The 23,305-nt window shown below is 70.2% G+C and carries 19 protein-coding genes, 1 tRNA gene and 2 pseudogenes; 15 read left to right on the top strand and 7 right to left on the bottom strand.

The genetic code is table 11. From position 1 onward, the window contains the following. Window positions 1-285 precede the first annotated feature (285 nt). The 8 genes and pseudogenes from ACZ56V_RS08055 to ACZ56V_RS08020 all read left to right on the top strand — a co-directional run bounded on the left by ACZ56V_RS08055 (window position 286) and on the right by ACZ56V_RS08020 (window position 6,898). On the top strand, window positions 286-1,041 hold the full coding sequence (locus ACZ56V_RS08055) for a GntR family transcriptional regulator (protein ID WP_468940219.1): 756 nt from the start codon (window positions 286-288) through the stop codon (window positions 1,039-1,041). Between the two features lie 110 nt (window positions 1,042-1,151). Beyond that, window positions 1,152-2,297, top strand: coding sequence for a TIGR03364 family FAD-dependent oxidoreductase (locus ACZ56V_RS08050; protein ID WP_468940216.1), 1,146 nt, complete (start codon window positions 1,152-1,154; stop codon window positions 2,295-2,297). 8 nt (window positions 2,298-2,305) lie between these two features. Next, window positions 2,306-3,013 (top strand): phosphonatase-like hydrolase, encoded by a 708-nt coding sequence (locus ACZ56V_RS08045; protein WP_468940213.1) that lies wholly within the window; start codon window positions 2,306-2,308, stop codon window positions 3,011-3,013. Continuing rightward, window positions 3,013-3,420: pseudogene (locus ACZ56V_RS08040) on the top strand (ABC transporter ATP-binding protein); the annotation flags it as partial. The gene ACZ56V_RS08045 and the pseudogene ACZ56V_RS08040, both read left to right, overlap by 1 nt. Next, a pseudogene (locus tag ACZ56V_RS08035) lies at window positions 3,414-3,819 on the top strand (type 2 periplasmic-binding domain-containing protein); the annotation flags it as partial. The pseudogenes ACZ56V_RS08040 and ACZ56V_RS08035, both read left to right, overlap by 7 nt. A 100-nt stretch (window positions 3,820-3,919) precedes the next feature. Continuing rightward, window positions 3,920-4,939 carry an ROK family protein gene (locus ACZ56V_RS08030; RefSeq protein WP_468940210.1) on the top strand — a complete coding sequence of 340 codons (1,020 nt, stop codon included), beginning with the start codon at window positions 3,920-3,922 and terminating at the stop codon, window positions 4,937-4,939. A 94-nt stretch (window positions 4,940-5,033) separates the two neighbouring features. Continuing rightward, complete coding sequence (locus ACZ56V_RS08025; RefSeq protein WP_467378313.1) at window positions 5,034-5,909, top strand: HAD family hydrolase; 876 nt, start codon at window positions 5,034-5,036, stop codon at window positions 5,907-5,909. Next, complete coding sequence (locus tag ACZ56V_RS08020; protein WP_398910602.1) at window positions 5,906-6,898, top strand: hypothetical protein; 993 nt, start codon at window positions 5,906-5,908, stop codon at window positions 6,896-6,898. The genes ACZ56V_RS08025 and ACZ56V_RS08020 overlap by 4 nt, the downstream gene beginning before the upstream one ends. Window positions 6,899-6,920: 22 nt before the next feature. On the opposite strand, the gene ACZ56V_RS08015 is transcribed toward ACZ56V_RS08020, so the two are convergent. Genes ACZ56V_RS08015 through ACZ56V_RS08000 form a run of 4 tightly spaced genes read right to left on the bottom strand, consistent with a single transcriptional unit; the run spans window position 6,921 to window position 12,153 of the window. After that, window positions 6,921-8,027, bottom strand: a complete 1,107-nt coding sequence (locus ACZ56V_RS08015; protein WP_468940207.1) for a hypothetical protein — start codon at window positions 8,025-8,027, stop codon at window positions 6,921-6,923. After that, window positions 8,024-10,273 (bottom strand): ROK family protein, encoded by a 2,250-nt coding sequence (locus ACZ56V_RS08010; protein WP_468940204.1) that lies wholly within the window; start codon window positions 10,271-10,273, stop codon window positions 8,024-8,026. The genes ACZ56V_RS08015 and ACZ56V_RS08010 overlap by 4 nt, the downstream gene beginning before the upstream one ends. Next, complete coding sequence (locus ACZ56V_RS08005; RefSeq protein ID WP_468940201.1) at window positions 10,273-11,796, bottom strand: phosphohexomutase domain-containing protein; 1,524 nt, start codon at window positions 11,794-11,796, stop codon at window positions 10,273-10,275. Before ACZ56V_RS08005 ends, ACZ56V_RS08010 begins: the two co-directional genes overlap by 1 nt. Next, window positions 11,797-12,153 carry a hypothetical protein gene (locus ACZ56V_RS08000; protein ID WP_356361434.1) on the bottom strand — a complete coding sequence of 119 codons (357 nt, stop codon included), beginning with the start codon at window positions 12,151-12,153 and terminating at the stop codon, window positions 11,797-11,799. Window positions 12,154-12,427: 274 nt separating this feature from the next. Here ACZ56V_RS08000 and ACZ56V_RS07995 point away from each other — a divergent pair, with 274 nt between their 5' ends. The 4 genes from ACZ56V_RS07995 to ACZ56V_RS07980 all read left to right on the top strand — a co-directional run bounded on the left by ACZ56V_RS07995 (window position 12,428) and on the right by ACZ56V_RS07980 (window position 15,683). Beyond that, complete coding sequence (locus ACZ56V_RS07995; protein ID WP_104634851.1) at window positions 12,428-13,207, top strand: HAD-IIA family hydrolase; 780 nt, start codon at window positions 12,428-12,430, stop codon at window positions 13,205-13,207. A 103-nt stretch (window positions 13,208-13,310) separates the two neighbouring features. Further along, window positions 13,311-13,874 (top strand): hypothetical protein, encoded by a 564-nt coding sequence (locus tag ACZ56V_RS07990; protein ID WP_467378304.1) that lies wholly within the window; start codon window positions 13,311-13,313, stop codon window positions 13,872-13,874. A gap of 2 nt (window positions 13,875-13,876) precedes the next feature. Next, a complete protein-coding gene (locus ACZ56V_RS07985; protein ID WP_468940196.1) occupies window positions 13,877-14,560 on the top strand; it encodes a class F sortase in 684 nt (227 codons plus the stop codon). 91 nt (window positions 14,561-14,651) lie between these two features. Beyond that, window positions 14,652-15,683, top strand: coding sequence for a glycoside hydrolase family 6 protein (locus ACZ56V_RS07980; protein WP_398910612.1), 1,032 nt, complete (start codon window positions 14,652-14,654; stop codon window positions 15,681-15,683). Window positions 15,684-15,773: 90 nt separating this feature from the next. Here ACZ56V_RS07980 and glxA read toward each other — a convergent pair whose 3' ends face one another. From glxA to ACZ56V_RS07965, 3 genes are all read right to left on the bottom strand, one after another. After that, entirely contained in the window at window positions 15,774-17,711 is a 1,938-nt protein-coding gene (gene glxA, locus ACZ56V_RS07975) for a radical copper oxidase GlxA (RefSeq protein WP_398910614.1), read from the bottom strand. Beyond that, window positions 17,708-19,675 (bottom strand): glycosyltransferase family 2 protein, encoded by a 1,968-nt coding sequence (locus tag ACZ56V_RS07970; protein WP_468940192.1) that lies wholly within the window; start codon window positions 19,673-19,675, stop codon window positions 17,708-17,710. The genes glxA and ACZ56V_RS07970 overlap by 4 nt, the downstream gene beginning before the upstream one ends. A 292-nt stretch (window positions 19,676-19,967) precedes the next feature. Further along, window positions 19,968-20,041 (bottom strand) — tRNA-Lys (locus tag ACZ56V_RS07965). 197 nt (window positions 20,042-20,238) lie between these two features. On the opposite strand from ACZ56V_RS07965, the gene ACZ56V_RS07960 reads away from it, so the two are divergent. The 3 genes from ACZ56V_RS07960 to ACZ56V_RS07950 all read left to right on the top strand — a co-directional run bounded on the left by ACZ56V_RS07960 (window position 20,239) and on the right by ACZ56V_RS07950 (window position 23,264). Continuing rightward, the gene (locus ACZ56V_RS07960; protein ID WP_468940190.1) at window positions 20,239-21,291 is read left to right on the top strand and encodes a peptidoglycan-binding protein; all 1,053 of its coding nucleotides are present in this window, start codon (window positions 20,239-20,241) and stop codon (window positions 21,289-21,291) included. Between the two features lie 56 nt (window positions 21,292-21,347). Beyond that, window positions 21,348-22,520 carry an SPFH domain-containing protein gene (locus ACZ56V_RS07955; RefSeq protein WP_468940187.1) on the top strand — a complete coding sequence of 391 codons (1,173 nt, stop codon included), beginning with the start codon at window positions 21,348-21,350 and terminating at the stop codon, window positions 22,518-22,520. 138 nt (window positions 22,521-22,658) lie between these two features. After that, window positions 22,659-23,264: a lytic polysaccharide monooxygenase auxiliary activity family 9 protein gene (locus ACZ56V_RS07950; protein WP_398910621.1), complete on the top strand. Its 606-nt coding sequence runs from the start codon at window positions 22,659-22,661 to the stop codon at window positions 23,262-23,264. The last annotated feature ends 41 nt before the right edge of the window (window positions 23,265-23,305 follow it).

Below are 23,305 nucleotides of genomic sequence, written 5' to 3'. Positions count from 1 at the left end.
CCCCCGGGACGAGCAGGGCAGTGATTTGCCGTCCGCCGACGAACCCACCGGCTCCGGATTCGGCCCCCCGACCTGACCCTGGCGGACGGCGGTCCCCCCTCCTCGCCGCGCGAGGCGCGGCCGTCCGGCGGGTCCGCGGACGCCGCTGAGCGGCTGCCCCGGCGCGGGACTCCCGGTCCCACGGTCCGCAGCCCCCAAGGGCTCGCCGTCGCCAAGGCCCCGACGGCCCCCAGGCCCCCGACAGCCCCGCCGTCTCCCCTCACCCGCGTCTGCGACCATCCCTGCGTGGACTATCCGAACGACCAGGCCCCGGGAGCCCCCGTCCGCTCCGGGATTCCCGAGCACGGGCGTGTGCCGAAGTACTACGCCGTCAAGGCGCGGATCGACCGACTCGTCGGCGAGCTGGGGGAGGGCGGCGCCATCCCCACCGAGCGGGACCTGTCCGAGCGCTACGGCGTCGCCCGCGAGACCGTGCGGCAGGCACTGCGCGAACTCGTGCTGGAGGGCAAGCTGCGCCGGCAGGGGCGCGGCACCGTGGTCGCGGGGCCGAAGCTGGCGCAGCCGCTGTCCCTGGCCAGCTACACCGAGGGCGTCCGGCGCCAGGGGCGCACCCCCGGCCGTGCCCTCGTCACCCTCGACCGCTTCCCCTGCCCCGACGCGCTCGCCGCCGAGACCGGCCTCACGCGCGGGGAGCCCGTCTGGCACCTGGAGCGCGTGCTGCTCGCCGACGACGAGCGGGTCGGGCTGGAGAGCACCTACGTCGCCGTGGCCCGCATCCCCGACCTGGACACCGCCTTCGACCCGGACTCGTCCTTCTACGCCCACCTCGCCGCGCAGGGCATCGCCTTCGGGGACGCCGACGAACGCATCGAGACCGTGCTCGCCACCCCGCGCGAGGCCCTGCTCATCGGCACCCCGCCGGCCCTGCCGATGCTGCTCATCCACCGGGTCTCCCAGGACACCGAGGGCCGCCCGCTGGAGCGGGTGCGCACGCTCTACCGCGGCGACCGCTTCTCGTTCACCACCCACCTGAGCGGCTGAAAGAACACCCTCGCCGACCACCCGGCGGAATAACGAAAGGATAACGGGTCTAGCCCAAACGTGATGACCGGTTCACGCTCTCGTTGTCAGCCGGATTCCTCCGGTTCCCGATGCCAAGGAGCGTGGCGGTCGTGAAAGTGATAGTCGTCGGAGCCGGCGTGGTGGGCACCATGCACGCGTGGCACGCAGTGGACCGCGGCCACGAGGTCGTACAGATCGAGCGCGAGTCCGAGGCCCGGGGCGCCTCACTGCGCAATTTCGGCCAGATCTGGGTCAGTGGCCGAGCGGGCGGTGAGGAGCTGGAGACCGCGCTGCGGGCCCGGGAGCTGTGGGAGGAGATCGGCGGCCGGGTCCCGGCGCTGGGCTTCCGCGCCAACGGCTCCCTGACCCCGCTCCGCGGCGACCTGGAGCGCGCCGTCGCCGAGGCGGCCGTCGCCCGCCCGGACGCCGCCGCCCGCGGCCACAAGCTGCTCACCTTCGGCGAGACCCGCGCCCTGAACCCGGCCCTGCGGGGCGAGTTCGACGCCGCGCTGTACTGCGAGCGCGACGCCGCCGTGGAACCGCGCACCGCCCAGCTCGCCCTGCGCGCGGAACTCCGCAAGTCCCCGCGCTACACCTTCCTGCCCGGCCGCGAGGTCCGCGACGTCGTCGGCGAGAGGGGCGTCCGCGACGACCACGGCGACACCCACACCGGCGACGTCGTAGTCCTCGCCACCGGCGCCTGGCTCGGCGGCCTGGTGCGCGAACTGGCCGGACCGGACCTGCCCGTGCGCCGGGTCCGCCTGCAGATGATGCAGACCGACCCCCTCGGCGAACCGCTCACCACCTCGGTCGCCGACGCCGACAGCTTCCGCTACTACCCCGCGTACGGCTCGCCCGCCCTGGACGAGCTGAACGCCCGGCAGCCGCAGCCCGCCACGGCCGCCGAGCACCGGATGCAGCTGCTGATGGTCCAGCGCGCCGACGGCGGCCTGACCATCGGCGACACCCACGAGTACGAGCACCCCTTCGCCTTCGACACCGTCGAGGACCCCTACGAGCACCTCACCGGCGTCGTCGAGTCCCTCCTCGGCCGCCCGCTGCCCCGCGTCCGCCGCCGCTGGGCCGGCGTGTACGCGCAGTGCACCGACGAGAGCCGCGTCGTGCACCGGCAGCAGGTGCGCGACGGCGTGTGGCTGGTCACCGGGCCCGGCGGGCGCGGCATGACCTGCTCACCCGCGATAGCCGAGACCACGGCAAACGAACTGGGCTGGTGAACCCCCTGATGACCACGACCGAGAACACCCCAGACATCCGCCTCGTCGTCCTCGACATGGCCGGCACCACCGTCGCCGACGGCGGCCTCGTCGAGCGCGCCTTCGACACCGCCGCCCGCGAACTCGGCGTCGAGCCCGGCACCCCGGACCACGCCGAGAAGCTCGACTACGTCCGCGCCACCATGGGCGAGTCCAAGATCTCCGTCTTCCGGCACCTGTTCGGCGACGAGGACCGCGCCCGGCGCGCCAACGCGGCCTTCGAGAAGGCGTACGGCGAACTCGTCGACGCCGGCCTGATCGCCCCCGTCCCCGGCGCCCGCGAGGCCGTCGGGGAACTCACCGCCGACGGCCGCACCGTCGTCCTGACCACCGGCTTCGCCCGCGTCACCCAGGACGCCATCCTCGACGCGCTCGGCTGGCGCGACCTGGTGCCGCTCACCCTGTGCCCCGCCGACGCCGGCGGCCACGGCCGGCCGTACCCGGACATGGTGCTGGAGGCGTTCCTGCGCACCAAGGCCGCCGACGCCGTACGGCAGGTCGCCGTCGTCGGCGACACCTCGTACGACGTGCTGAGCGGCGTACGCGCCGGCGCCGGACTGGTCGCCGGGGTGCGCACCGGGGCCCACGGCGACGACGCCTTCCGCGAGGCGGGCGCGACCCACGTGCTGGACTCCGTCGCCGCTCTGCCCGCCCTCCTGCGGGGAGCAGCCGGCTGATGAGCACCATCGGCAGCGGCATCCGCTTCGACTCGGTCACCGTCGCCTACGACGGCAACGTCGTCCTGGACGCCCTCGACCTCACCGTCGGACCGGGCGAGGCCATGGCGCTGCTCGGGCCGTCCGGATCCGGCAAGACCACCGCGCTGCGGGCGGTCGCCGGGTTCGTACGGCCCGCCTCCGGGCGGGTGTTCCTCGGCGACCGCGACGTCACGGGACTGCCCCCGCACCGGCGCGGCATCGGCATGGTCGTCCAGCAGTACGCCCTGTTCCCGCACATGCGGGTGGAGGACAACGTCGCCTTCGGGCTGAAGGCCCGCAAGGCCGCCAAGGCCGAGATCCGGACCCGGGTGTCCGAGGCGCTGGAGATGACCGGCATGGGCGCCTACGCCCGCCGCCACCCAAGGTCGACAAGAGTGAACTCCTCGTCGCCGACGGGGACGTGCAGATGAACTACGCCCAGTCCAAGTCCATGCCGAACCCCGGCATCTGGTTCCCGGCCCGCGAGGGCGGAAAGCCCACGACCTTCGCCCTGCCCTACGCGGCCGGCCTGGTCACCGACGCCCCGCACACCGAGAAAGGCGGGAAGCTCCTCGACTACCTGCTGGGCCGGAAGGCGCAGCGGCAGGTCAGCGAGATCGGCGGCGGTTTCGCGGCCCGCCAGGACGTCAAGGCCACGGACGCCCAACGCCATCGCCCTCACCGGGCTGATGGACGGCGTGGAGGTCTTCGACCCCGACTGGAACGACATCGAGGAAAACCTCACCTCCTACATCGACGCCTGGAAGGAGGCGACCGGGAACTGACCCGGCCGCGGGCCGACTCAGCCGTAAACGATCACGCGCCGGCAACTTGACTCCGTTTCCCGCCGGTTGCCGGTCGCGGCCTATCCGAGGCCGCTCCCGTGTGGCTATTCTTGGCGCCCCAGTGCTTCCGCGGGAGGAAAGCGTGGCCGAGCGGTTGACCGTGGGAATCGACGTGGGGGGCACGAAGACCGCCGCAGTTCTCCTGTCCGGCAACGGAAAAGTACTGGCGACGGTGACCGAACCCACGAACCGCTCCGGGTCTCCGCGTCAATGCGCCGATCACTTGGTGTCGCTGACCGACGGGCTGCTGAGAACGACCGGTCGTACACGTGCCTCACTCGACGCCGTCGGAGTCGGCCTTCCCGGACTGATCGCGCCCGACCGGACCTTTCGCGATTCCATTATTCTTCCCGCTTGGCGAAACGTGGACTTCGGGTCCTGTCTCGAGCCCCGACTGAACATTCCCGTCGTCGTCGACAATGACGCGACCATGGCGGCCCTCGGACATCTGGCCGGCCTTCCGGAGCGGCAACGCCCGAACTGCCTCGTCTGCCTCACGCTCGGCACCGGAGTGGGAGGCGCCGTGTTGCTCCACGGTGTACCGATGAGAGGCCCCGACGGGACGGCCGGCCAGATCGGGCACACGACCGTCGATGCCACGGGCCGTACGTGCGCGTGCGGAGCAACGGGGTGTCTCAACGCCTACGCCTCGGGTACGGCCATCACTTCCCGCTACCTGGAGTTGAGGGCGGATGCGCACTCCGGCGACGACGGCGGAGGGGACACCGCACCAGGCGCCGTGAACCTGGCGGAGTCCCTGCGGCAGGAGGACCCCTCGGCCCGGCGCGCCCTCGACGAGGCGGTGCGGGCTCTCGTCATCTCGATCTCCGGCGTCGTCAACGTGCTCAATCCCGAGCTGGTCGTCCTCGGCGGGGGAGTGGCAGACCTCGGACCGTCGCTCACGGAGCCGGTGCAGGCGGGAGTGTCCCGGCGCTCCTTTCCGGCGCCCGCACGGCGCGTACGCGTCCGTCGGGCCGCACACGGGTCGCTGACCGGGGCGATAGGCGCCGCCGTCACGGCCGCCGGGCCCGACGGCGCCGGACGCAGGGACCCGCTATAGACCAAGACCGCACCGCCCGAGGAGACAGCCGATGACCCCGGAAGACGTCACACAGTGGATGCGGTCCGCTCTTCCGCAGTCGGACCTGCCCGTCGTGTGGCTGTTCGACGTGGACGACACGCTCACGGACACGCAGTCCATGCACCATCGAGCAGCCGAGTCCCTGACGTCCGGGCTGACGGCCTTCATGGGTCCGGACCGCGCCTCGTCCGTGTCGCGCCGTTTCCGCACGGTCTTCGACGAACTCCTCCTGCTCCATCAGCAGAGACCGGTCGACGACGAGAAACTGCGCCCCCTCAGGGAACTGGAGGAGCGCGTCCGGGAATCCCAGCGGGAGATCTCCGAAAAGTGGGGTACCACCCGGCTCTTCAGCCGGGAGATCCTGCTGCACATCGCCGCCGAGGACTGCGGAGTTCCACTCGATCCGGAACGGCTGCGGCTGGCCGTGGACCAATACTGGGACCACATGCTGAAGCATCCCCTCGTCTATCCCGACGCGGTGCGCATGCTCCAGAAACTGGAAACCCGCCGGGCGCCGGTGTATCTCATGACATCCAGCGACGCCCGCTACCGGCCGAAAGCCGACGGGGGGTTCAGTTATGACCCGCGTGCGTCACGTCACGACAAGCGCCGGCGGATGGTGAACCTCAAGGATCACGGCATCCGTTACGCGAAGTCCTTCATCGGCGATCCGACGGACAAACCGTCGGAAGGATTCTACGACCTGGTGTTCTCGGGTATTGCGGAGGACCTGAGCACGCCTCGTGGTGACTTCTTCGTCGTCGCCGTGGGCGACTCCTACCGGTCCGACATCCAGACGCCGCTCGCACTGGTCGAATCGGCCGTCGGCATCCTCTGCCGGCGCAAGCAGCCCGCGGCCCGGGTGGAGAGTGATCGGGCCCTGTCCGTGGGGGATCTGGACATGTTCACGGAATACCTGGACGGGACGGAGAGGGGGCACAGCGGATGAAGGTGGCCGTCATCGTCGACGACCTGGACCCCGCCAGACGCAGGAGGTGCTTCTGGGAGGAGCAGCTCTCGGCAGTGGCCGGCGTCGAGTGCAAACTCGTCAGCCTGCTGGCGAACATGGAGAGCCGTCGCTTCTTCAACGTGTACGAGTTCGACGTCGTCATATTCAACTGGTGTGTGCTCGACGGGGCGGTGATGTACGCGTCCGACCGCGCCCGGGACATCCTCGCCTTCTACGACGACCACTTCTTCCAGTACGTCCGCCGGGGCGGCGTGGTCATCATGGAGAACCAGCCCAAACGCTGGCGTCCAGCCCAGCAGGCCTACGACGTCCTCTTCCCGGGTCAGCTCGTCGTCACACAGGGCGAGACCTACGTCTACAGCTCCACCGTCCGGACGAACGCCGCTCTGCGGGGACATCCGCTCCTCCAGGGCATCCCCGGCACCATCAACTCCGCCTACCCCCATCCCCTCGACACGTCCTGGTTCCCGCCAGGTTCGACCAGTCCGCGGTCGATCGAGGAACTGCACCCGACCAAGATGTACACGGGCGCTTTCCGGAGCTGGTCGAGGGGCTGGCTCCCGCTGCTCTACACGGAAGACCGCCGCCACCCCGTGCTGTTGGTGAAGACCGAAGGACTCGGCCTGTGGATCGTCTCGACCATGTTCCTCGCCTCGTCCAACGTCGCCGACCTCATCGAGTCGCTGGTCGTGGGGGCGCGCAGCCACTCCAACGCCATCCACCACTTCCACGACGCCCAGGAACGCAAGAGGCGCGTGCGGACCGTCGTCAGCGTCGCCGGTGTGCTCGCACTCGGCGCCGGTCTCTTCCTGCTGCTGCAGTCGGGAGTGCTCACGTCCTCCATCCCGTACGGCGACACCTGGGCGGGCAACTTCGCGACGAGTCTGCTGTTCGCGGCCCTGGTGAGCGGCGTCACCTTCCTCCGCGGCGTTCTCTTCCTGACCTGGCGCTCACTGCGTCATCGCTGACCCTGACCGCAGGAAACCCGCGTCAGGCGTTCACGGACACGACCGCCTTGCGGTAGGGCGCCGTGGCCGCGTCGCCGCGAGCGAGCACCAGAGCACGGACGAGACGAGGAGCCTCGTCGAGTGGCACGACGTCGGTGATGATCTTCCGAAAGACCGACGGATGATCCACGAGCAGCTTCATCGCGTCTTCCAGATGCCCCCGGGACGTGCCGCGGTGCCCCGTGAGACCGAGCGGTTTGCCGCCGGTCGTGGTCACCGGCGCGACACGGCCCGGCGAGGGCCGACCGCATACGTTGGCCCGGCGTATGCCGTGCAGATCCACTCCGGGGAGCGCCGGCCGGGTCTCCCCGGGCGGGAAGCCCGTGACGAGGTCGATCCGGGCACCGGACGCCGCCACCCGGACGGCCTCGTCGAGCGCGCCCCGCCGGTGCTCCCGGCCCACGCACAGGGCCACGGCATCGGGGGTGAAGTCCCTTTTCAGCCGACCCGACGCCGCGGACCACGCGAGGTGATCCGCCACGAGCCCGTTCTCCGTCGCGTACCGGATCCTGCGGTCGGAACGGTCGGCCAGGGCGATCTCCGGCACACCGAGGAGTCGGGCCGCCACCGCGGTGAGCAGGCCCATGGGCCCGGCCCCGACGACGAGAAGCCGCTCGGGCAGTCGTGAACGGGCGAGCAGCCCGATGCCGTAGACCGCCACACCCAGCGGCTCGGAGAGCACGGCCAAAAGGGGTTCGAGGCCGGGGCGGACCGGGACCAGCAGCCCGTCCCAGGCGGCGGATGCCGGAATCCGCACCGCTTCCTGAAGCATGCCCTCCTCGCTGTGCCCGATGATCCGGTCCTGATCCTCGACGTTGACGGGGTTGACGAGGCAGCGAGCGCCGAACGTCGTCCCGGGACCGTCGGACGGCCGGCCGGAGACGATCCGGACCACGGCCTCGTGTCCCAGTACGGCGGCTCTGTCGCCCCGCCTGCCTGCGACGATGTCGAGATCCGTCCCGCAGATGCCCACGAAGTCCGGGGCGAGGACCAGCGAGCCGGCATCCTCGCCCGCGAGACGGTGGGGTGCGAGGACGACTCCGCCTCCGCCGGGAACCACGACGACCCGCCGCAGTCGCCGGCCCGTCATGTGGGTCCCCACTCGGACGAGAGACGCGACCAGGCTCCGGCCAGCTCGCCGGCCGTGACGTCGCTGACGAACACCGGGTGGCGGCCGAGCCGGTGAATCAGGGGAAAGCGCTGGTCGCCTCCCCGGTGTCCCGCCGTCTCGCCGAGGTGGTCGAAGAGCTGGGCGGCAGAGACACTCCCGCTGTGCGTGGGAAGCCCCACGCGTCGTATCAAGTCGATGACGCGGTCGGCGAGCCGGGGCGCCGTGACGCCTCGCCGCCGACCGATCTCCAACGACAACGCCATGTCGATCGCGACCGCCTCCCCGTGGGTCGTGCCGCCCCGAGTGGCCACCTCGATCATCGGGCTCACGCTGTGACCGAAGTCCAGCGGCCGCTCCAGATCGGCTTCCCAGAGATTCCCGGCCAACGAGGACATCGTCGAGTCCGCCGCCCGTGCGACCAACTCCACACCGTGTTCCGTACGGTAGAAATCCGGGTCGGACAGCCGGCCGGAGTGGGCCTCCAGCAGCCGGTAGAGGTCAGGGTCCTCCACCACCGCTATTTTGATCGCCTCCGCGATGCCGCTGACCATGTAGGGGTGAGGAAGCGTCTGCAGAAAGGCGACGTCCAGGACCACGGCCGTCGGAGGATAGAAAAGGCCCAGGCGGTTCTTGTGTCCGAAGGCGTTGATGGCCACCTTCGCTCCGACCCCCGCGTCGATCAGCCCGACGAGGGAGGTGGGGACACGGAGGTAGGGCACGCCTCGCCGGTAGAGGCCGGCTGCCAGGCCCACCGCATCCAGGAGCGCCCCGCCCCCCACCGCCACGACGGGATGCTGCTTCCGGGAGACGCCGACGCTCTCGAAGACTTCCAGGATGGCGGCGAGGGACGACCAACTCTTCAGTTCCTCGCCGGCCTCGACGCTTTTCAGCACGGGGCGAAAGCCGGCTTGTTCGAGTGCCGATACCAGCACGGGCCCGTGGGTCCCGGCCACCGCCGCGTCGACGACGACTACGGGATGGAGCCCGGATCCCATGGCCACCAGGCTGTCGACCAGCACTTTCGATGCGCCGGAATCCGTAACCGTGACCGCGTAGGCCGTCCGGCGGACCTCCTCCATCCGGCGACTGCGGTGCGCGAGCAGAACGGGCGCGTCCGGTGGGGGGCCGCCCGGTGAGCCGGTGACGGACGCATCCGCTGCGAGTGCCGCTCCCTGGAGCCCGGCGTCGGCCTCGGAATCCGCGAAGGCGACGGTGTCGGCGAAGTAGGAAGGATCGTCGCCGGAGACCAGATACAGCCCCAGCTCCGTCAGGTTACGGAGCATCGCGTCCGGGTAGTGGCGGCCGAGGGCTCGGGGAACGCCCCCGGTGATGACGATCCGCGCCACTTCCGGGTCGACGGTCAGCAGGGAGATGACCGACCGGGCGAGCGGCTTCACCACCGCGTCGAGCAGCCGTCGCGCAGCCGGCTTCCGCTCGTCCAGGCCGCGTCGCAGCACCCGCGCCCAGACCGCGGGCTCGTGGAGCAGAGCCGGATCCAGCCAGTCCGGCTCACCGAAGGCGTGCCCCAGGCGGGCCATCACCTGCGGTATGCCACGCCCCGAGCTGTACGCGTTCAGGTGGGCGACGGCTCCGCAGTCGCAGCGTAATCGCATCGGATCACCGGCGGCGTGGAAGTCGACCGGCACGTGCCCGATCTCTCCCTGTATCCCCTGGAGCGGGTGCAGGGGCACCGTACGGGTGGCCGTCTCGATGGTCCGGCACGCGATTCCCGTGCTCACCGTCACCACGGAGATCTTCGCGGCCTTCTGGTACTTCGGCTGATGCGCGAAGTACGTCGCCAGCGCGGTGACGTCGTTGGTGACGAACCAGGTGACGTCCCCGCGTCGCGCGACAAGGGCGCCGAGCAGGTCGAACGGCTGGGAGTCCGGCCCCCAGAGGGGCCCCGCGTTGAGAATGACGCCGGTGTGGCCGTTGAGGGCGGCCCCCATCGAGATGCTGACCCGCGGAGAACGACCGGAAGCCTGGGGCGCCAGGCGCTGCGTCTGCGTGAGGACGTACCCCACGAGGCCCTCCCGCAACTCCGGTTGGGAAAGTCGCGGGTGACTCAGGTAGTTCACGGCGGGCTGCCGGGTCACTTGCTCCAGGACGCCGTCCGGCCGCCTCACACCGCAGCGGAACCACGTGCCTCCGAGGTCGAAGACGACATGCGGACGTTCCGCGGGGGACGCGTGGAGTGCTGCGGCCGAGTCGACCGGAGCGGCCACTAGTACTCCGCCAGGGAGTCGAACCGGCCGATGTCGACGCCCGTTTCCGAGACGGCGGCCCTGACTTCCGCGTCGATGAGCTTGAGCACCGTGCCGTCGTGGTCGAACGCCTCCGCGATGATCACCAGATTGGGCGAGTTGGACGAGGCCCTGATCAGAAGCCAGCTGCGGTCTTCCAGTTCGAGACGGATTCCGTTGATCCGCCTGATGTTCGTGATGCGCTTGCCGGCGAGGCTCTCCCGCTGCTCGAAGTACGCGGCCAGCTTGTCGACCACGGTGTACTTCGTCTCGTCCGACGCGTAGGGCTGGCGGTTGGGGGACGAGAAGGACCTCGGGAGCGCCGCCAGCTTGTGCGACAGGCTCCCGTCCTCGGCCGTGGCCTTCGCGCTGCACAGCATCCACAGCAGGGCGAGGGCGGCCACACAGGCGTCGTCGTAGCCGTGGCCGAGGGGTTCGCTGAAGAAGAAGTGCCCGCTCCTTTCGAACCCCGCCACGGCTCCGACCTCGGCGACCTTGGCCTTGACGTAGGAGTGGCCCGTCTTCGCCCAGACCACGTCGCTGTTCAGTTCGGACTCGTAGAGAGAGGTCGACTTGACGTCGATGACGAAGGGACCCGACGAGCCCCGCTCTTCGAGGAACTTCGCGATGACGAGCCCCACCCGGTCCGCGAAGACGAGGTTCCCCCGGTCGTCGATGACGCCCAGCCGGTCACCGTCTCCGTCGAAGCAGAGCCCGACGTCGGCTCCGCTCCCGGCGACCAGGGACTCCACCGAACGAAGGAAGGGAACGCTCTCGGGGTTCGGGTTGAAATGGGGGAACGTCCAGTCCGGCTCCACATTCCCCGGGACGATCTCGAAGCCCAGCTTCTCGAGGACCTGCGGGGCGAAGAGGCCGGCCGTTCCGTTCCCGGTCTCCACCGCGACCTTGATGCGCGGCAATCCCCGGAACCGCTCGGTCCAGGACTCGACCAGGCTGTCGATGTAGTGGTCGCGGGCATCCGCGTCGAACGTGTAGGAGCCGGCGTGAGAGTTCTTCGTGTCCTCGGCCCGGCCCTCGAGCGTGTAGGACGCGAAATCACGCATTTCGGCGGGGCCGAACGTGGATGCCTTCCGGTGCCCTATCTTGACCCCGGTCCAGCCGTTCTCGTTGTGGCTGGCCGTCACCATGGCCACGCAGGGAATGTCCCGTGCGAACTGTGCGTGATAGGCGCCGGGGGTGGTGGTGAGACCGATGTCCACGACGTCCATACCGGACTGGAGCAGCCCGACCACCAACGCGTTCTTCACGTTCTCGGAGTAACTCCGGAAGTCGTGGCCCACCACGATGCGCCGGCCGGCGTCGAGCCGGTCGGCGAGGAACCTGCCGAGGTGGAGTCCGAGGGTGCGGACACCCACGTAGTTCAGGCCGACGGGGGTACCGTCACCGGTCGGTTCGATGACCCAGCGCACGTCGTACTCGCGGAATCCGGTTGCCGCCATGAGCGCTTCCCGGAAGTACCTGTCCGAGTTGTAGGTGTCGTTCATCTATGCATCGCCTTGAGGGGTTGCCGCGCTGAGTGCCTGGAGGTGTTCGAGCGGGAAATCAAGAATTAAACGCCTGGGCATGACTCCGCCTCTGGACAGGTCGAACGAGAATCTCTCCCCATCGCGTTCCAGGGTGAGGTGATCGTGTTCCGACTCGATGGAGTGCGGTCCGGAATGCGCGATGACCAAGGTGGCGAGGCGGGTCAGGTCCTCCTGCCGGAAACGGCCGGTGATGTCCACCCATTCATCGGCCTGGAGGTCGAACGGCCAATGCGCTTTGATCACGACGTCCTTCTCGTCGGCGAGGATGTCCACACTGCCCTCGACCGGATGAGGGATGCGGAGGATCGTGTTCATTCTGCTCCCGCTTTTTCGGAGCTCGAGGCTCACCCCGCAGCCCGGACAGTGATCTCGCCGTGACGCAGAGTGACGAGGTGTCATGGTGGTCACTATACTGTCTGGGCCGCTCGCGGCCAGCAAGGTTCCTGGTCAACGTCGGGCGCGCAATCCCCCTTTCTTTGCTGCGTGTTGAGGCGTGCGTGCCGGAGATGCCACCCGCGGTGGCCGCAGAGTGACGTGCTCTGTCTAGGCTGGGGCGCACGCAGGACCGCCCAGGCAGGAGACCGAGCACATGGCAGACCGCAAGCCCATCGAGTCGTGGCTCACCGACATGGACGGGGTCCTCATCCACGAAGGCGTGCCGATCCCCGGCGCCGACGCCTTCATCAAGAGGCTCCGCGAATCCGGCAAGCCCTTCCTGGTCCTCACCAACAACTCGATCTACACCCCGCGCGACCTGCACGCCCGGCTGCGCCGCATGGGCCTGGAGGTGCCGATCGAGTCCATCTGGACCTCGGCGCTCGCCACCGCCAAGTTCCTGGACGACCAGCGGCCCGGCGGCTCGGCGTACGTCATCGGCGAGGCCGGCCTGACCACGGCCCTGCACGACATCGGCTACATCCTCACCGACCACGACCCCGACTACGTGGTCCTCGGCGAGACCCGCACCTACTCCTTCGAGGCCATGACGAAGGCGGTACGCCTGATCAACGCGGGCGCCCGCTTCATCTGCACCAACCCCGACGAGACCGGCCCCTCCGCCGAGGGACCGCTCCCGGCGACCGGCGCGGTGGCCGCCCTGATCACCAAGGCGACCGGCAAGCAGCCGTACTTCGCCGGCAAGCCCAACCCGCTGATGATGCGCACCGGGCTCAACGCGATCGGCGCCCACTCCGAGACCAGCGCGATGATCGGCGACCGCATGGACACCGACGTGCTGGCCGGGATGGAGGCCGGGATGCAGACCTTCCTCGTGCTCACCGGCCTCACCCGGCCCGAGCAGGTCGAGAACTTCCCGTACCGCCCGTCCCAGGTGGTCGACTCCATCGCGGACCTCGTGGAACGGGTCTGAAACGCGGAAGTTCTCCGCATGACCCGATCGGAGTAGCGCCACCCCCGCGCAGGATGCGGTGACGGGTCCCGCGGGGCAGCCTCCAGGTAACTGGAGGTACACGATGGGCTCACTGAAAGTCACGCTCTGTGCCGGAGCCGCGCTGGCCACCGTGCTGTGCGCACCGGCGGCCCACGCCTACGCGGCGGACGGCGGGGGTGTCTCCGTGACACCGTCCTCGCCCGCCCCCGGCACCGACGTCACACTCCGCGTGCCCGACTGCACCGAGAAGACGGCCGTCGCCGTGTCCGCGGCGTTCGATACGGACGTACGGCTCAGCCTGGCGGCGGGCGACGGCGTCCTCGTCGGCTCCAGCCGGGTGCGCACCACCGTGCGGGCCGGTGCGTACGCCGTACAGGTCAAGTGCGGCGACCGCGCCCGCAAGGGCACCCTCACCGTCGCGGAGAACCGGCGCCAGGACACCCGGCCGTCCGCACCCGCCTCGCCCGTCGCCCCGGTGGACGCGGGCGGCGGCGGCACCGCGCGGCTGGCCGCCGACAGCGCGGAGCAGGCCCGCTCCGCGCCTCCGGGCACGGCGCACACCGTGACCGGCCTGGTGCTCGCGGGCATCGCCGCCGTCGCCGTGGCGCTGCGCAGCGTCCGCAGCCGGAGCCGCGGGACGGACTGACCATGTCCGAACAGCACGCGCGGGACACCGCACCGACCGTCGCCCCCGGCGGCCGCCTGGTGACCGGCATCGCCTGGGCGGTGCTGCTCCTCGGGCTGTGGCTGTGGGGTCGCGAGGCCACCGACGTGCGCGAGGGCATATCACGGCCGGCCACCGGCGACATGGCGGCGGCCGGCCGGCCCCCCGACGTCCCCCTGCCCCCGGCCCACGCACCGCTCGGCGACGCCCGCCCGCAGCGGCTCGACGTCCCCGAACTCGGCATCGACGCCCCCGTCGTGGCCCGCGGCCTCGACGCCAAGGGCGCCATCGAGCCCCCGCCCTTCGACCAGCCCGGCACCGTCGGCTGGTACGCGGCCGGCGTCACCCCCGGAGCGGCCGGCACCGCCCTGATGGTCGGCCACGTCGACACCGAGACCCGGCCCGCCGTCTTCTACGAGCTGAGCACCCTGGAACCCGGCGAGACGATCCGGGTGGCCCGCGCCGACGACGAGGTCGCCGAGTTCACCGTCGACGACGTCCAGGTCCTCACCCGCGACGGCTTCGACGCCCAGCAGGCCTACGGACCCCGCGAGACGGAACGCGCCGAACTCCGCCTCGTCACCTGCGGCGGCACCTTCGACCACACCACCGACAGCTACACGGCCAACGTCGTCGTCTCCGCCTACCTGACCGGAACCGGCTCCTAGCACAGCGTCCGGCCCCCGTCCCGGGAACCGCATGGGTCCAGGCCGCGTATGTCAGGATTGAGCCTCGGAACAGTGCACCCAGGGGGGTTGGATGTACGGCAGCAAGCCGGCCGGAATCACGTCCAGGAGGCGGGCTGCGTCGGCGGCGGCACTCGGAGCGGCGGCCCTGCTGCTCGCGGGCTGCTCCTCGTCCGGCGACGGGGACGACAAGGGCGCGGGCGCCGGGATCACGCAACAGCCCAAGGAGGCCGACCCGTTCTGGGTCAACCCCGACGGCACCGCGGCACAGCAGGTCGCGTCCCTCACCGAGGACGGCAAGAAGGACCAGGCCGAACAGATCCGCAAGATCGCCCAGCAGCCGACCGGCGAGTGGATCAGCCCGGAGAACCCCGAGGAGCAGGCCCGCGGCTTCACCGAGGCCGCCGACGAGGCCGGCCGCACCGCGCTGCTCGTCCTCTACAACATCCCGCACCGCGACTGCGGCCAGTACTCGGGCGGCGGCGCCGCCGACGGCAACGCCTACCGCTCCTTCGTCGACGGCGTGGCCAAGGGCATCGGCGACCGCGCCGCCACCGTCGTGCTGGAACCGGACGCGGTACTCCACCTCGTCGACGGCTGCACCCCGCAGGAGTTCCACGAGGAGCGCTACGACCTCCTCAAGGGCGCGGTCGCCAAGCTCGGCGCCCTGAAGAACACCAAGGTGTACCTGGACGCGGGCAACGCCGGCTGGGGCCACCCCGACCAGATCTTCGACCCCCTGAAGCGGGCCGGCATCGACCAGGCCGACGGCTTCTCGGTCAACGTGTCGAACTTCTACACCACCGAGGACTCCATCGCCTACGGCAAGCAGCTCTCCGCCAAGGTGGGCGGCAAACACTTCGTCATCGACACCAGCCGCAACGGCAACGGCCCCTACACCGAGGGCGCCCCCGACGAACGCTGGTGCAACCCCCCGGGCCGGTCCCTCGGCGAAACCCCGACGACGAAGACCGCCGACCCCCTGGTCGACGCCTACCTCTGGGTCAAGCGCCCCGGGGAGTCGGACGGCGAGTGCAAGGGCGGACCCAAGGCGGGGGAGTGGTACCCCGAGTACGCCTTGAGCTTGGCCGAGGGCACTGGGTGACGCGTGGTCCCTGCGCCCCGAAGGGGCGCGGGGAACTGCGCGACCAGCCACGACGAACCCGCAGGTGAACAACGGCCGAGCAGCGCAGCGCTACGGCACTCGCACCCACTGCGCCTTACTCGGCGTCCCCTCCCCGTCCGTCACGAACATCATGTACCACCCCGACTGAACCAGGTTCTTACCAGTGGGCACCGTCACCGTCAGCTTGTCCCCGTCCGCCTTGAAGTCCAACGCGATGGACCGCTGATCCACGTCGGTGACATGCGTGGACGCGCTCGGCCGGATCAACCGCACCTTCTTGACCGTCGCCGCCGCACGCGAAGTGAACGTCCCCGACTCACCGCGCGCGATGGTCTGCGGGCCGCCGGACAGGTCCGGCCGCGAGTCCCGGTACAGGTACGGCGGCGTGTAGATCTCCACGCGTTGCTCGAACTTGCCCGGCTTGGTGTTGGCCTTGTCGGCGTAGAGCGAGTCCGAGCCGAAGAACATCAGACGCCCGTCGGGCAGCAGGATCGACCCGGAGTGGTAGTTGCGGCCCACCAGCGGGTCGGCGACCCGTTCGAACGAGTTCGTGTCCGGGTGGTACAGCCGCGCCTGGAGGATGTTGGAGTCGCCGCGGCCCCGGTAGTCCTGAGAGCCGCCGGAGACCAGCACGCTGTCGTCGGGCAGGATCGAGGCCTGCGGATAGCGCGTGCCCTTCTCCAGTGACGGCCCGTCCACGAACTTCGGGTCGTCCGCCTTGAGGTCGGCGATCCGGGTCTTCTCGCTGGAGAGCTTGGACTCGCCGACCCCTCCGCCGCCGATCACCATGTACTTCTCGTCCTGCGCCGGCGGCAGCAGCACCGTGTTCGCCGTCTCCAGCATGTTCGCGTCGCTCATGCCGGGGACCTTGCTGAACTTGTTGGTCTCCACGTCCCAGACGCCCGGGGTGCGGCCCACGTCGTCGGGGCCGTAGCCGGCGTTCGCGCCCGAGTAGAAGACCTTGCCGTTCTGCATCAGGAACAGCGCCGGGTACGTCGGGAACTGGCGGACCTTGTCGGTGTAGGTCCACTTCCTGGTCTCCGGGTCGTAGACCTCGTTCTTGCCCGGGACCAGCTGGCCTATGTCGTCGAGGCCGGAGACGCTGAGGATCTTGCCGTCGCCCAGGGTGGTGAGCGTCGGGTACCAGCGGGCCTCGTGCATCGGGTCGACCTTGATGTACTTCTCGGCGACCGGGTCGAACTCGAAGGCGTCCCGGATGCCCTGGAAGTCCTTCTTGTCGAGGGCGAGCTTCTGCGCGATGCCGTACGTGTTGCGGGCGTCGGCACCCGACAGGCCCTGGACGCGGTAGTTGTCCTCCGTGCCCGTCTCGTACTTGCTGCCGCTTCGCTGCGCCTCGACGTAGATCCGGCCGAGGCCCGGGTCGTTGCGCACGAACGCGCCGGTCGCCGGGTCGAAGACCTTCTTCGCGCGCGGCACCAGCACGGGGTCCTTGGAGACGAAGGTCTTGCCGTTCTCCCTGCCGGTGAACCTGGTGCCCGCCGGAAGGGTGATCGGCTTGTCCGGGTTCTCGTTGTGGACGACCATCAGGCCGCCGGCCTTGGTGACGTCGCCCTTGAGCTTCTCGTACCGCTTGGTGCCGCCCGCGATCAGCAGGTTCCCGTTGGCGAGCTGCGTGTGCCCGGTGCAGAACAGGTCGGTGGGCGTCGGCACCTTCTTGACGGTGCCCTTGACGGGGTCCCAGATCCGGGTGTCGTACTGCTTGTCGTCGGAGTTGTCCTGGTTGTTGCCGGACCCGGCGACCATCAGCACCTTGCCGGTGCGCAGCAGTGCCGCGTGGATGGTGTTCTGCCGGTACTTCTCGGGAAACTCGATGATCTCCCACTTGCCGTTGGCGGCTTTGTACTCCGGCTTGTTGATCTTGTACTGGTGGTATTTCTCGGTCCCGAAGCGGTAGAGCCACGGCCCGTTCATCCCGGCCAGCGCTACTACCACCGCCGTACCTATCGCGAAGCGACGGGCGCGGCGGCGGCCGGCACGGTCTTTCATTCCTTACGTCCCCCAAGTCCACCAAGGGCGATCTGCATGGTCTGGTCGTCGCCCCCGTCGGCGGGGGCGGCCCAGTTGGGCCTCTGCTGCGGTGCGTGTGCCGCGTGTCGTCCGTGCGGCTGCTGCGGCGGGACCCGCGGTGCGGGTTCCGCCGCAGCGACCGGCGGTCGCTTCTTCGCCTTCCTCAGCTCGTGGCGCCAGGCGAACATCGGCGACGCGGTGATCAGCAGCGCGAAGGTCGCCCAGATGATCATCGCGGGGTGCGAGTGGCCGAGGGCGAAGCCGGCGGCGATCGAGCCGGCGAAGATCACGATGAAGTACCAGTGGTACCGGAAGGTGCCGAACAGGGTGTCCGGGCTGGCCGAGTCGCCCTTCGGCGTCACCACGAACTTGCTCTTGCGGCGCAGCACGGAGTCGATGAGCGCCTTCGCGTACAGCGGCGCCGACAGCGCGGACATGATCATGCCGGCCACGCCGCCGGAGCCCTCCGGCTCGTGCGGCGAGACGTTGTGGCGGCGGTTCCAGACGTACAGGCCGATCTGGAGCGCGGAGGCGTTGCCGTAGAGCATCAGCCAGACCGCCGGGTCGATATTGACGCCGGACGCGCCCAGGCCCAGGAACAGGCAGCAGCTCAGCGCCGCCAGGATCCAGTTCAGGGCCGACATCGGGTAGAAGATGATCATCATCGTGTAGTTGAAGAGCTTGCTCGGCGGCAGCGAGTACCAGCCCTTCCAGTACTGCTTGAGGATCGTCTCGTACGTCCCCCGGGACCAGCGCATCTGCTGGGTGAAGAAGTCCGTCCAGGCGTTCGGTCCCTCGCCGACCGCGAGCACGTCCGGGGTGTAGACCGAGCGCCACTTGCGGCCGGTGGCCGGGTTCCTGTGGCGGTGCATCTCGAAGCCGGTCGCCATGTCCTCGGTGATCGAGTCGTACAGGCCGCCGATCTGCTTGAGCGCCCTGATGCGCACCGCGTTGGAGGTGCCCACGAACATCGGTCCGCCGTAGCGGTTGCCGGCGCGCTGGATCAGCGCGTGGAAGAGGAACTGCTGCGACTCGGCGGCCTTGGTGATCGGGTTGTCGTAGTTGCCGTAGACCTGCGGGCCGATGACGAAGCCGACGTCCGGGTCGCGGAAGAAGCCGAGCATCCGCTCCAGGTAGTTGGGCAGCGGCACGTGGTCGGTGTCGACGGAGGCGAAGAAGTCGTAGTCGTCGCCGTGCGCCTCCAGCCAGGCGTTGTAGTTGCCGTGCTTGGTCTTGGCGCGGTGCGGGCCCTTCTTCCGGTTCCACTTGGCGACGCCCTTGCGGGAGAAGTGGTGCACGCCCAGGCGCGCGCACACCTCCTTCACCTCCGGGTCGTCGCCCTCGTCGAGGAGCCAGACGTGCATCAGACCGCGGTGGCGGATCTTCACGGCCGCCTCCAGGGTCTTCGTCACCATCTCCAGCGGCTCCTTGCCGGGCACGAAGGAGGTGAGGAAGGCGACCCTGGTTCCGGTCTCGGGCACCACCGGGACCGGGTCGCGGGCGACCAGGGTGGCGTGCGCGTTCGACAGCACGTTCAGACAGCGGAACAACTCGATCAGCCCGATCGCGACGAGCATCACGATGTCGAGCGCGGGCAGCCAGTCGAAGGCGACGTAGTCGCGCTCCGTCCAGTGCTCCGGCTGGAGCAGCCAGACCAGCAGCACCACCGACAGCAGCGGCGCGGCGGCCAGCATCAGGGCGACCCGGATGCGGTGCGGCTCCTGCGAGATCAGCGAGCGGTACTGCACCCGGTACGGCTTGTCCGGGTCGGGCTGGGTGAGGGGGCCCGCGAGGCGGCTGTAGTGCTCGTAGTCGTACTTCGGCAGCGTCTTCTTTATCCGGCGGAACGAACCGGTGTTCCAGTTCCGGTGCCCGGGCACCCTGAGCTGGGTGGTCTGGGACGGGTCGTGGTCTGGCCCGGCGCCCGTCGGCGTCGACGTCATGAGTCATTCCCCCCACACGCGGGTCATGCGTGTTTCGTCGCTTCCTTCGCCTGCTCCGGTCCCCCTCGACCGTCACGGACGTGTCAGTGGTGGGTCACTGTCACCACGGCATGCACACCTTATATAGACATGGAATGTCGGCCCCCGGTTGCAGGGTCCCCCTCGGCATCGCCTCGGCGCCCGGCCCCGCAACCGGACCAGAGTTCTACGGCGTTCGTCATGATCGCAAGACGTCCCGGCGCCGGATACGCCGAAGGCCCCCCGTGTGATACGGGGGGCCTTCGGCCGTCGGTGCGCCGCCAGGGACTCGAACCCCGGACCCGCTGATTAAGAGTCAGCTGCTCTAACCAACTGAGCTAGCGGCGCCTGCTGACCTGCACAACTCTACCGGATGCCGACCGGTGCTCCGGACCACCGTCCGCGGCCCCGCCCGCCGGCCGCAGCGGCCGGGTACATCATTCGGACCGTCAACATGCGAGTGATGTGGACAGTTGAGAAACTGACCGACATGTACCGAAGTGCACCGCCGCGGACATCCGTACCGGGAGTGTGAGGGGAATCGCATGGAGACTCCCGTATTCGAGGAGATCGAGCCCGCGAGCGACTGCGACTGCGCCGGCTGCCGTCACTGGCGGCGCGTTCTGCCGCACGCCCCGGCGGGCCGGTCGCTCGCCCATCCGGCGGCGTACCGCGCGCTGGCCGTGGCTGCCGCCGCCGCTTCCGCGACCGCCGTGTCCGCCCTCGGCGCGGGGCCGGCGGCGGCGCTCCCCGCAGCCGCCCACGCCCCCCATCGGCCGGGCGTTCCCGCTGGTGACGAGCCCGGCACCCCCCAGGGGCCCCGGGCTCCGCTGCACGGCGCGACGGGCCGGCCCGCGGCGCCCCCCGCCGGTGCGGAACTGGCCGGCATCACCCGTACGGAGATCATCGACCGGGCCGGGACCTGGGTGGACGCGAAGGTCCCGTACAGCATGACCGCCTACTGGTCCGACGGTTACCGGCAGGACTGCTCGGGCTTCGTGTCGATGGCCTGGAAGCTGCCCGCCAACGAATGGACCGGAAGCCTCGCCACCGTCGCCGACCGCATCACCAAGGAGGAGCTCCAGCCCGGCGACATCCTGCTCTTCCACAACGCGTCCGACCCCCAGGAGGGCTCCCACGTGGTGATCTTCGGCGGCTGGACGGACGGCACGCACACCGCCTACACGGCGTACGAACAGACCCCGCCGCACACCCGCAAGCTCGACACGCCCTACGCCTACTGGAGCAACTCGGCCAAGTACCTGCCGTACCGCTACAAGGGGGTCACGGCGGGCAAGGCGGGCACGGCGAGTGCCGGGGAGGCGGTGCCCGGGGCCGCGGGTCCCGCCTCCCACGGGGTGGCCGGATATCCCGGCCGGGCGATGTTCGGGCCGGGCGCGGACAACCCGTACGTCACCCGGCTCGGCAGGCAGCTGGTGAACAAGGGGTTCGGCACGCACTACACGAAGGGGCCGGGTCCGCGCTGGGGCGAGGCGGACCGGCGGGGTGTCCGGGACTTCCAGCGCGCCCAGGGCTGGCGCGGCGGAGCGGCGGACGGCCTCCCGGGCCCGGAGACCTGGCGGCGGCTCTTCTCCTGACCGCACCGGGGTGATCACCCGTTCATGACGCGTCTGGCGCGGAGGCTGGAGCACGCATGAGTACGAACACGACATCCACGACATCGTCCCCGGAGCCGCAGAGCACGGTTCCGGCCCCGGTGCCGGAGGGGCCCGACGCCGCGGCGGCGACCGGTCAGCGGCCCGCCCGGCTCATCCACAACGAGGCCACCACCGAGATCCCGGTCCATCTGCTGTTCCGCGACGACCCCGACCCGGCGCCGGTGCGGCCCGCGGTCGTCGCGCGGCGCCAGGGGCTCGGGGAGCGGTCGGTCGAACGGCCGGGCACCCGGCGACCCGTCGCCGCGCGACCGCGTCCCGTGCCCCGGATCGACCCGGAGCTGACGGAGCGTCCGGCCCGGGTGCTGCCCGGCGCCGCGGGCGTGGCCGCGGGTCTGTGCGGGGCGGCCGGGTGCGCGGCCACCTCCTGGTGGGCCGGTCTGGTGCCGCCGCTCGCGGCCCAGGCGCTGGGGCTGCCGGCGTCCGCGGGCGCTGGGCTCGGACCCGCGCAGTGGGCGGCGTACGCGGCGGCGGGGGCGCTCGGGATGGTCGGGTTCGGCGGCCTCGCCCGGGGCCGGACCGGACGGGCCTGGGTGCTCGGTCTGTTCGGCCGCTACCGGGGGACGGTGCGCCGCACCGGCCTGATGTGGGTGAACCCGCTGCTGCTGCGCCGCCGGGTGGACGTGCGGCTGCGGCACTGGCGCAGCGAGCCGATGCCCGCGGCGGACGGCAACGGAGTCGCGCTCAGGACGGTGACGCTGGTGGTCTGGCGGGTGCGGGACACCGCGAAGGCCACGCTGGGCGTCGAGGACCACGAGACGTATCTGCGCGAGTGCGTCGAGGCGGCGCTGGCCCGGGTCCCGGTGGAGCCGCTCGGCACGGTCCGCAGTTCGGCGGACGTGGCCGGCGACACGCTGACCCGGCTGGTGGCGGCGGACGCGGCGCCGGTCGGCCTGGAGGTGTTCTCGGTGCGGCCGGTCCGGGTGGAGTACGCCCCCGAGGTCGCCGCCGCGATGCACCGGCGCCGGATCGCCGCACTGGACGCGGCGCAGCGGGCGAGCGTGCTCACCTCGGTCGTGGACTCGGTGGAGGACACGGTGACCCGGCTGACCATGCGCGGGCTGGTCGAACTGGACGACTACGAGCGCAAGGTGCTGGTGAAGGACCTGACGGTGGCGTTCTGCGCGGGGCGGCGGGACACGGGGGCCTGACCCGTCCGACTGCCCGGCGAGGGCGGGCAGCGGGTTCCGCCTTTGGTATGGACATGTTCAACTACCGGCAATAATCTGAACTTGGTCTAGACCTGCACGGCTCACTGAACTTCCCCACACGTCACAGGGAGCAGCAGTATGCGCACAAGGACCAAGTTGTACGCGGCCGCGCTGGGCATGGCGACCACCGGAGCCCTCGTCCTCTCGTCCGGCGGCGCCAGCGGTCACGGCTACACCGACCTGCCCGTCAGTCGGCAGAAGGTGTGCCAGAACGGCACGGTCGGCGGCTGCGGCGCCATCCAGTGGGAGCCGCAGAGCGTCGAGGGACCCAAGGGCTTCCCGGCCTCCGGGCCGGCCGACGGGAGCATCTGCTCCGCGGGCCACGGGTCGTTCGCCGCGCTCGACAGCCCCAAGCAGCCGAACGGCCAGGCGTGGCCGACCACCAAGGTGAACGGCGGACAGAGCTACACCTTCCGCTGGCAGTTCACCGCCCGGCACGCCACGACCGACTTCAAGTACTACGTCACCAAGCCGGGCTGGAACCAGAACCACAACCTGGCCCGGTCCGACCTCAACCTCACGCCGTTCTTCACGGTGCCCTACGGCGGCCAGCAGCCCCCGGCCACGCTCTCCCACAGCGGCACGCTGCCGTCCGGGCTGAGCGGGCACCACGTGATCCTCGCGGTGTGGACGGTCCACGACACGGGCAACGCGTTCTACGCCTGCTCGGACGTCACCTTCTGAACGGGCGCCCCGAACGAGCGAAGGGCCCCCTCGCCTGAGCG

It is taken from the genome of Streptomyces sp. NPDC034099, from assembly GCF_055575415.1.
Note: the sequence above shows the minus strand (reverse complement) of the source record. Positions and strands in the feature narration are given on the sequence as shown.